This is a genomic window from Candidatus Nanopusillus massiliensis, assembly GCF_920984865.1.
This window is the reverse complement of sequence record NZ_OV100765.1, coordinates 266,377-275,645: the sequence shown is the minus strand read 5'-3', so window position 1 is coordinate 275,645 and position 9,269 is coordinate 266,377. Positions and strand designations below refer to the sequence as shown.

The window sequence follows — 9,269 nt, the reverse complement described above, 5'->3', positions numbered from 1 at the left end:
GGCCAGGAACTTTCAGATCCTATAGAAATTGAGGGCATTACATCATTTGGTGGCAATGATCTTAATAAAACCCAATATAAGTATATATTATTACCTGATTGCTGTTGCGCTACTGTTATTGGTAAACTAAATGAACCAGGTATTGTTGTAGTACTTAATATTTGAGTATAATTTACTAAGAAATAAGTATAACTACTAGAAAATCCAATTTCATATATTGTTGGAACATAACTATATGGTGTACTTCCTACATTAGAAGTTCCTACAAATAATTTAAACTCACCAGCGGTTCCTATATTATTATATGAAAATGCGGCACCATATCTATTACCACCAGAAATTATCCCTCCACCACTGCCGAAATACGTATTTCCAGTTGGTGGATTTGTTCCACCTACTCCTAAATCTATAATGTCCCACATTGTACCACTAGTAGTTGGAATAGAAACTTAGATTTGAATAATATTATTTTGCATAGTAAAGTTTACTATAGTAGTAATACCAATCATTATAAACCCATTGAAGTAGTAGGCGGAATAATTGTATAATTTGTAGAAAAAGAAACACTATACTGATTACCACACACATATGCCCAATTTGGAGGTAATGAACTTAAATTTCCAAAGTTCTGATAATAATTAACTACATAATTACCATTATCATATTGAGAAGTACCTAAAACTTGTATAGGTGCACCAACATATGTATAATATTGAGAATAACAGTTTGTATTATAACTTCCAATCGCCATATCAAATTACAAAATTACCATTAGCAGGTATTCCATTTGGAATATTTACCCACCATACATCACAATATGTATTTCCATTTACTAATTGACCTTCATACCATGAATAAAATTATTGTCCGTTATTTGGATTAAAGAACATTACATTTTGTCCATTTGATGTTAATTTGATTAAATAATATTATATTATTTACATATGCAAAATTATTACCAATATTAATTCTTTCAGTGCATATTGCTATATCTTGTTGGAAAGGTTCGGGAGTTGAAATGGGTTGAGAATTATATAATGTTATTGGAACATAATATTGTAATGATAAATTATTAATTGGTGTACATATCTCATTACCTAAAGATTCTAAACAAAAATATAAATCATCATTATTATATTGATAATATCCAACAATTTGCTGACCTGGATAAATTAAATAACTATGTAGAAGATGTATTAAAATTATTTCCAAATGATGGTATATTATAATTATCTAATATATCTTATTTAACTCAATTGGACATATATCATTATTAGTAATATTTACTGATATTATATTATTATTCAATTGAGCGTTTGATATATTTAAAAAGTTCTCAGAAATTCCACTTTAATATTTTCTGAACACTTAAAGACTTTATTTCTCCAGCAATACATTTATAATTATTCAAATATTGAAAAATCACATTTTCTTCCAAATTATATAAATTATTTAAATAATTATCCATTTATAGTAAATATACTTTGTGGATAAAATACAACATCATATGGCAACATTCCAGTTCCTTCAAATTGATTATTAAAATATGGATTAGATACTTCATATCGCATTAAATATACAATATCCAGTACTAGAAGAACTTATAGAATAATTATCTATTATTTTATCTACTACAAAATTATTTGATGCATTACAAGGTAATACATTATAAACATTATCTACTACAATTACATGTGTTGAATTAAAATAATTTGGAACTTGTATAATATTATATGAACAATTATAATAAACAGTAAATGGAATTAATGTAGATCCATACAAATTTAATATATTTTCAAATATATCATTTCCATATAATAATTTATATATTTCTCCATATTGAGGATAAGTATCTGAATAAAACTTAAATTCTTTATCTAATAAATCTAAATTAGAAACAAAATAAAATAAAATTAATAATAATACAACAATTGTATATAAATATAATTGACTACGAGCCATATACAGAGAATTTAGAATATCCTAAGCCATATGGATAAACTATACTGCTACTATATTTATATCCACTTGGTACTGGCTTTACATTAAAATAATTCCTCTAATTATACAATATTATTGGTATTAATTGATTTGAATAATAAACATTTACATGATAATATTGGCTAATATTTATATTTGAAGATAATATATTATTCTGATAGTTTGGAGGGATTGAATAATCTATTATTAATTGAGAATATGTTTTACAAAATTTAGTAGATTTAGGATTTTATATGGTTGCATATTATAATTTGGCACATTTCCATATAATATTCCCGTACTTGGGTTATAATTTTTGCTATAATAAATTAATACTGGATTATAATAATTAAAATCTTCTGAATAATATATATTTTCTATACTGATTTATTGTTAATGGTTTCTTGTAAAATGCAATTACATATCTATGTTCCTAAAAATGTACACTGAGGTGAATACATTGTTGTAGNNGTTACTAAATATAATGTTTCATTTGGTGGATAATATAAATTTAAAGGTTGTAAAGATGAATAACCAGGATAAGGTACCAATTGACCATAGTATATTCCACTTTGATTTATAAATCCTCCATAAAATTGTCCATTACTATTATTATATTCACAAAAAACAACTACCCATTGATCCATTGGTAAGAATAATTTGGTAAATATCCAACATCATAACTTTCGTCTATTCCCAAATAATATTGGCCATTATTTGGTATTATAATCTGTCTAAATGTAGAGCCAGCATAATCATTTAAAACAGGTAAATGAACTATTGCACTTATATAATTTTCTCCATCAGCACAAGAAGAAGAATAATAACTATTTATATAAATCCAGGCAACAACTGTTATTGAAGTTTTTCCAGATAGTACAGGAGGATAATCTGATGAATTTGTTAAATTAAAATATTGATTATTATTTGTAAATGATATAACATTAGATTGATCTAAACATTGAGGAGAAATATATAATGTTTCCCAACTAAATGGAAATACAGCATATTGTACTAATTTATGCAGGTAAATTATTTACCAATTGATAATTGTTTGTTAAATTTAAATAATTAAAATTATTATTTTCAGCCCTAAATAATATTATTATTGGTTGACTATATCCATTTGGCAAATTTAAGATATATTTATTAAAGGAATCTATTTATTAGATGTATTAACATATGATACATTTAAATATTGAATTTGTATTGGATATAAATCATTATTATATGCATAAAATGAATATGGATCAATAGTATAATTAACAAAACTTGTTACATTTGTTAAATTTAAATATATAGATAAATTATTACTAGAATAACTAGATATTATTACTCCATACCAATCATCACTTGATGCAAAATTTCCACATATTTTTCCTTGAGAATTATATATTAAGAAAAAGTTATTAACCTTCTCAATTATATTTAATGAATATAATAAATTGTTTCCAAAATATGGAAATGGAAATAAGAATTCATAACATGTTGAATTATAAGTATTATAAAAATTTAAACTATAATCTATCGTTTGTTTTAAATCATAACTATTGAAATAATTTGATAGAATTCTNTTATATATTGAAGCCAATACATCGAATTGATTTGTTTCTAAAAAACTAAGAAATTTACTTATTATAAGTATTTGCTAAAGCTGTATATAATGTATATTTTTTATTAAATTAGTTTATATAATATGAAGGACTTGAGGAAATTGTAAGTTTGTTAAGAATACCAATATTAAAGATACGGTCAATATTATTTCTACTAAATAGTTCAATGATCTCATATACCTATTATGAAAAATATAAGTTTATATATTTTTTTAAGAATATGTAAAAAATGAGCCTATTAATGAAGATCTTATCATTTATAGAAAATAATTATAAGAAGTTTCTATTAATTTCCATAGTAATATTTGTAATATTTGCTGGAATAATATTATTCAATTATTTTAAATATGGATATATAATTAATAAATCTATTACAATTTCTGGAGGTTATGTAACATTTATAAATAATAATTTTACATTTAACAGAATTCAGAAATACAAAATGCATTGAATAAAATGAATATAACAAATTATGTATTATATAATACACCGAAATATTATTTATATTGAATCTGGAAATCAAATAAATGAAACATTATTAATTAATTTATTAAATCAAGATTATAATATTAGTTTGCTACCTACAGATATATCAATACAACATTATAGTTCTTTAGTAGGTAGTCTTATAGTTCATCAATTTTTATTTTTCGTATTTTTAGCAATAGTACTTACAGCATTTGTAATATTTATAGCATTTAGAGCTTCTAGGATTACCCTAAATATAATATCTACAATATTATTTGATATTATTGGATTGTTAGCAATATTATCTATTACAAAATATCCTATTGAAGCAAATGGATTTATTGGAATGTTATTGATTCTAGGATTTGCAATTGATAATAATGTAGTATTATCAACAAATATAGTAAAGGAAAAAGATAAACCATTTATTGAAAGAGTAAGAATGTCATTTAGAGTTGGAATGCTAATGGAGATTATCGCATTATACACATTACTTTTATTATATTTTATAGTACCAGAACCACTCTGTTGATGAATTTGCATTTGTATTATCTATTGCAATAATATTAGATAGATTATATTATTTAATTGGCAACATACCATTGTATAAATATTTTGAAGCTAAAAAAGAACAAGAAAGCTAGACATCAACAACAATTTCTGTACTCCAATATGTTTTCATTATTTTTGTAATATTTATATCATGTAAAGTGACTGCTTTAACTTCTTTTTTAAATCCATGCTTTTCTTTATCATATTTCTCTCCATAAACTTCAAATCTACATACCCATTTATATTTCTTGCTTTCAACTCTAACTTTCTTTAAATTTTTTACTCTTATATCTCTTACAGCAAACTTATCTTTATAAAAAACATCCTCTAAACATATTTTACCACATATTATATATAATTTCTAATATATTTTTTCCTTCATTTATAAATTGTTTCGCTTCTTTTTTCTCAACTTTCTCATTATCATATATAATATTAAACATTCCCAATATTAATGCCTCAATTGCTCTCTTTGGTGTATTCCCATAACCAACAATCTTTATATCTGCAGTATGATCTTCATATTCATAGTCTCTCAAAACAGTCATATTAAAAATATTTTTAAATAATTTTATCAATCAGTAGACCGACAACTCATCATTTTTCAGATTTTAGATTCTCATCATAAAAGATAAATATATAAATTTTTAAATAAATATATTTTATGGAAATATTGGATATAAAAATACCTGACAGTGCAATAAAAGTAAATATATAGGCAAGTTCCTTTAGAGATTTAGAGAAATACCAAAGGATTATACATGCGAAGGAAAAAACATATCATTTCAATATTCCTTGAAGAGATACCAAACAATTCAAAAAGCATGTTATTATTTGCAGAATGACCCGATGCACCTGGTGGTATATTTAGACATTGGATTGCATATATAAATAAACCAATAAAAAGTATTACCTCTAAGAATTAAGAAAGAAAGAATTGTTAAAATAGATGATGTACAAATTATCAGGGTAGAAATGATTTTGGAAAAATTGGATATGCTGGTCCATGTCCTCCAAGAGGTCATGGTAAACATAGATATTATACAATAATATTATTTCTAAATAAAGAATTATATATAGATGGATGGTTTTTTGAAGATTTTATTAGATATGCAAGAGATGAAAATATTGTTGGATATGGATACTTTATAGGTACGTATGAAAGATAATTTTTTTAATATTTTTATCATTTAAACCAGTATTGGAAAATAATCAAATATCAAAAGAACAAATTAATGATATAATAAAAGAATTATGGAATAAAGTGTATACTCCATCACAATTTGGAAAAGAATTAAAAGAAAAATATAATATAAAGGTTAAAGAAATATTAGCTAAAAAGTTAGTAAAATAATGCAACAAAAGATTTAAATTTAAAACAAGAAATACCAGAAGATCTATTATATTTATTCAAAAAAATAAATATGATGCTAAAACATTTAGAATTACATAAAAAAGATATTAAAACAAAGAAAAAATTAGAAGAATTAGAAAGCAGAGTAAAAAGTTTAATAAAATATTATGAGAGAAATAAAAAATTACCACAAACATTTGAATATAGTAGAGATATAGCAAAGATGTATGGATATTCATGAACAATAGATTTTTATCTTATATAGAAGAAATATCTAATAGAATAAATAAGTCAGTAGAAAATAAGCAAAATTTTTTGATTATATCTTCATTAAATCCTGATGGTTTATCTTCATCAATATTTTTATTAAAATATCTATATGAAAAATATTCTGAAGTTCATCTAACATTTTTAGATTATATAAGTAAAAAGGAAGTTAATAATTTATTTTTAGGTGAAAGTGGGTATGAATATGATAACATAATATTTTTAGTTACTGGATCCATATTTTCAGATGATGTAATAAAGTTAAATAAGGATTTAAATAAAAAGATATATATTATAGATCATCATTTTACAACAGTAAAAGATATTGAATTAAATAATGTTGTAAATCTTAATCCAAATATTTTTGAATTTGCATGGTTATAAAGAAATATCTACATCAAATATATTTTATATTTATATCAAAGTTTAAATCCATATGATAAAAATATTTTATATTTATCATTNNTTGGAAATTTATATGATTTTGATAAACCAAATAATGAAGTACTAAATGAATTAATCGATAGGGAAATATTATCAAAATATACTGGAATACATATTCCAGGTATATTTACAAAACCTTTATATAAAGTATTANNNTCTCCATTTAATTTCTATATTCCAAACATTTCTGGAAGTGATGAAAAAGCTTTAGAATTAGTAAAAGAATTAAATACAAAGGATAAAGGAATTGCAGGCATATTTTTCAAAGTTTTATCTGAAGAAGATATTAAAAAATTAGTTAGCAGTATAACTAAAATTAAAGTTAAAATATAATTTACAAAGAACAGATGATCTAATAAGTGAAATATAAATATTAATAAAAATGAAGAGATTGGAGATTTATTAGAATTATTATATGATATTGAAGGATTAATTGAAACAAAATAAAAGAGAAGGGATATTATATTTCTTTAAAAAATATAATATTGATATTTTAAGAGAATCTGAAAATAATTTGAGATTACAATTTTCAAAATTATTATATGATATAATAAATAATAATATACAAATAAAAGATGAAAATGGATTAAAGATAATAAAAATTGTAAATAAAATTATGGAAATGGCTATTTCTTATCTCTATTATTAAATCTTTTAATTAAAGAAAATATTATAAATGGGAGGGTTATTGCTTTATTATATAAAGTAAATAATTTTTATAGAGGGATAATTAGAACAAATAAAGATGAAAATAAAAAATTAATAAATAATATATTGAAAAAGATGTTTGATAATAATTTAATTTCATTATTCTAGTTTTGATAACTTTGGAGGTTTTTTATTAGATATAAATAATTATGAAGAATTTATTAAAAATTTAAAAATAAATTTAAGACAAGAAAATATTATATGATTTTCTTTTCCCTTAATGTATAAAATCCCTTCTTTAATATTTTCCTAATTATATATCTTTTATTTAATCCTCCTAATTTAATTGCAGCCTTTCTTAAACTCCCACTTTCAATTAAAATATTTAATAGTTTTCTTTCCTTTTCATTTAATTTTTCATCATATTTTAATATTAATTTTGCTAATTCGATTAAATCAATCTTTTTTCCACCCCATGCAAATTCCTCAGAAGATATATTATTTATTATTTCTATAGGTTCAAATTCTATAATTTCAACCTCTCTATTTAAATCTAATCTTTTATATATTCTTTTTAAATCATTTACTTAATTCTTCTTTATTATTATAACCATCTCTTTTTGCTTCTTCATCTGTTATTTGATATAATTTTTTTGTATATATATTTTTTACCTTAAATTTTCCAATTACTTTTCCCCCAGCATGTAAAATAAAAATATCTCCAATCCTTAAATTTGCCTTTGATAATCTTATAATTAAATTTTTATTCCCCTTTATTATATCATCTATATATTTCCCCAAAAATTGCAAATGCTTCATTAACTTTCAATTGGTGATGGTTGTATATATGATTTTTCTACCTTATATACAGAAGCTTTACCATATATAGATGCCTCATATACCATAAATACTGCAATTAATACTGCAGCAATTATTATTAAAATAAATACTCCTTGAGAATTTCTTTCTTCATTACCAAATTGGTTTCTTAATATATTAACTGGTGTAGAAAATCCTTCTATATAACTATATATATCCCAAATAACAGCAATACTATTATATATTGCAATAAATATATCAAAGAACCTTTTTGTTTTTGATGCAACAATTATACTAATTACAGTTACAATAATTGCCAAACAATATTATTAAAAATCCATATACTAAAAATGAAAATGAAAGAACTCCTAATAATGTATATATATCAATATATCCTAAATAATATGCTACAATTGATAATAATGATGCATTACCATATGCTTCACGTGCAAATGATAATACCAATGTAGAATATGCAACCATTCTTGGCCAATCACTCTCTATATTATTTAATTTCATATATTCCAAAGCTTTTCCAGCATTATATGCATTCCATATAGAAATGAGTATATCAAATATTACAATCAATATATATAATATATCTAGACCCATAAACTTTATTCTAAAATTTATATTTAAAAATTAATATTTTAATATTTCAAAATTTTTTACTTATTATAATGATAGATATAACATCAATATTTCAAGCATTCTCAACAATATTTATATCTACACTTCAAATATNNAAATTATATGGGTTACATATCCAGTTTTTATAANATGGTTTGCAATGGAATTCTTCGTAGAAAGAAAAGAACTTAGGTATTCACACTCTTTAGCAAATAGTATTATATTTTCATGGGTTTCTATAGATTGGTTAAGACATTTATATTTAGATAATGAACTTAATGATTATAATAAATTTATTATAACATTATTTTTCTTATTTTTATCCTTATTTATATTAATAGCATCTATAAAAAGAAAAAAGATTGCAAAAATACTTGGAAAAACCGGATTCTTTTCATATTTCCAGATTATGTTTACACCACTTATATATGGAATAATAGAATTTAATTATATAGATTTTCTTTCAATAATAATTTTCTTCCCATTAATATATA

At 22.4% G+C, this 9,269-nt stretch carries 14 protein-coding genes and 1 pseudogene; 7 read left to right on the top strand and 8 right to left on the bottom strand.

Going from position 1 to position 9,269, the window contains the following annotated elements:
- Window positions 1-508 precede the first annotated feature (508 nt).
- The 3 genes from LUA84_RS01925 to LUA84_RS01915 all read right to left on the bottom strand — a co-directional run bounded on the left by LUA84_RS01925 (window position 509) and on the right by LUA84_RS01915 (window position 1,962).
- Window positions 509-751 (bottom strand): hypothetical protein, encoded by a 243-nt coding sequence (locus LUA84_RS01925; RefSeq protein ID WP_231434192.1) that lies wholly within the window; start codon window positions 749-751, stop codon window positions 509-511.
- Between the two features lie 128 nt (window positions 752-879).
- Window positions 880-1,212 (bottom strand): hypothetical protein, encoded by a 333-nt coding sequence (locus LUA84_RS01920; protein ID WP_231434191.1) that lies wholly within the window; start codon window positions 1,210-1,212, stop codon window positions 880-882.
- A 348-nt stretch (window positions 1,213-1,560) separates the two neighbouring features.
- Complete coding sequence (locus tag LUA84_RS01915) at window positions 1,561-1,962, bottom strand: hypothetical protein (RefSeq protein WP_231434190.1); 402 nt, start codon at window positions 1,960-1,962, stop codon at window positions 1,561-1,563.
- A gap of 1,860 nt (window positions 1,963-3,822) precedes the next feature.
- On the opposite strand from LUA84_RS01915, the gene LUA84_RS01910 reads away from it, so the two are divergent.
- Both LUA84_RS01910 and LUA84_RS01905 read left to right on the top strand, forming a co-directional pair.
- A complete protein-coding gene (locus tag LUA84_RS01910; protein ID WP_231434189.1) occupies window positions 3,823-4,044 on the top strand; it encodes a hypothetical protein in 222 nt (73 codons plus the stop codon).
- A 21-nt stretch (window positions 4,045-4,065) separates the two neighbouring features.
- Complete coding sequence (locus tag LUA84_RS01905) at window positions 4,066-4,593, top strand: hypothetical protein (RefSeq protein ID WP_231434188.1); 528 nt, start codon at window positions 4,066-4,068, stop codon at window positions 4,591-4,593.
- Between the two features lie 108 nt (window positions 4,594-4,701).
- On the opposite strand, the gene LUA84_RS05220 is transcribed toward LUA84_RS01905, so the two are convergent.
- A complete protein-coding gene (locus LUA84_RS05220; RefSeq protein WP_457913345.1) occupies window positions 4,702-4,902 on the bottom strand; it encodes an archease in 201 nt (66 codons plus the stop codon).
- 49 nt (window positions 4,903-4,951) lie between these two features.
- Window positions 4,952-5,191, bottom strand: coding sequence for an archease (locus LUA84_RS04200; RefSeq protein WP_256443507.1), 240 nt, complete (start codon window positions 5,189-5,191; stop codon window positions 4,952-4,954).
- A gap of 396 nt (window positions 5,192-5,587) precedes the next feature.
- Here LUA84_RS04200 and LUA84_RS05215 point away from each other — a divergent pair.
- The 5 genes and pseudogenes from LUA84_RS05215 to LUA84_RS01880 form a co-directional block, all read left to right on the top strand.
- Window positions 5,588-5,782, top strand: a pseudogene (locus LUA84_RS05215) (YbhB/YbcL family Raf kinase inhibitor-like protein); the annotation flags it as partial.
- A 32-nt stretch (window positions 5,783-5,814) separates the two neighbouring features.
- A complete protein-coding gene (locus tag LUA84_RS01895; RefSeq protein ID WP_231434187.1) occupies window positions 5,815-5,967 on the top strand; it encodes a hypothetical protein in 153 nt (50 codons plus the stop codon).
- Window positions 5,968-5,998: 31 nt separating this feature from the next.
- Window positions 5,999-6,208, top strand: a complete 210-nt coding sequence (locus LUA84_RS01890) for a 30S ribosomal protein S15 (protein WP_256443592.1) — start codon at window positions 5,999-6,001, stop codon at window positions 6,206-6,208.
- Window positions 6,205-6,618 (top strand): DHH family phosphoesterase, encoded by a 414-nt coding sequence (locus tag LUA84_RS01885; protein ID WP_231434185.1) that lies wholly within the window; start codon window positions 6,205-6,207, stop codon window positions 6,616-6,618. Before LUA84_RS01890 ends, LUA84_RS01885 begins: the two co-directional genes overlap by 4 nt.
- A 493-nt stretch (window positions 6,619-7,111) precedes the next feature.
- On the top strand, window positions 7,112-7,327 hold the full coding sequence (locus tag LUA84_RS01880) for a hypothetical protein (protein ID WP_231434184.1): 216 nt from the start codon (window positions 7,112-7,114) through the stop codon (window positions 7,325-7,327).
- A gap of 578 nt (window positions 7,328-7,905) precedes the next feature.
- Here LUA84_RS01880 and LUA84_RS01875 read toward each other — a convergent pair.
- Genes LUA84_RS01875 through LUA84_RS01865 form a run of 3 tightly spaced genes read right to left on the bottom strand, consistent with a single transcriptional unit; the run spans window position 7,906 to window position 8,757 of the window.
- Window positions 7,906-8,127 carry an ASCH domain-containing protein gene (locus tag LUA84_RS01875; protein ID WP_231434183.1) on the bottom strand — a complete coding sequence of 74 codons (222 nt, stop codon included), beginning with the start codon at window positions 8,125-8,127 and terminating at the stop codon, window positions 7,906-7,908.
- Window positions 8,128-8,144: 17 nt separating this feature from the next.
- Window positions 8,145-8,465 (bottom strand): hypothetical protein, encoded by a 321-nt coding sequence (locus tag LUA84_RS01870; RefSeq protein ID WP_231434182.1) that lies wholly within the window; start codon window positions 8,463-8,465, stop codon window positions 8,145-8,147.
- The gene (locus tag LUA84_RS01865; RefSeq protein WP_231434181.1) at window positions 8,440-8,757 is read right to left on the bottom strand and encodes a hypothetical protein; all 318 of its coding nucleotides are present in this window, start codon (window positions 8,755-8,757) and stop codon (window positions 8,440-8,442) included. Before LUA84_RS01865 ends, LUA84_RS01870 begins: the two co-directional genes overlap by 26 nt.
- Window positions 8,758-9,269 lie beyond the last annotated feature (512 nt).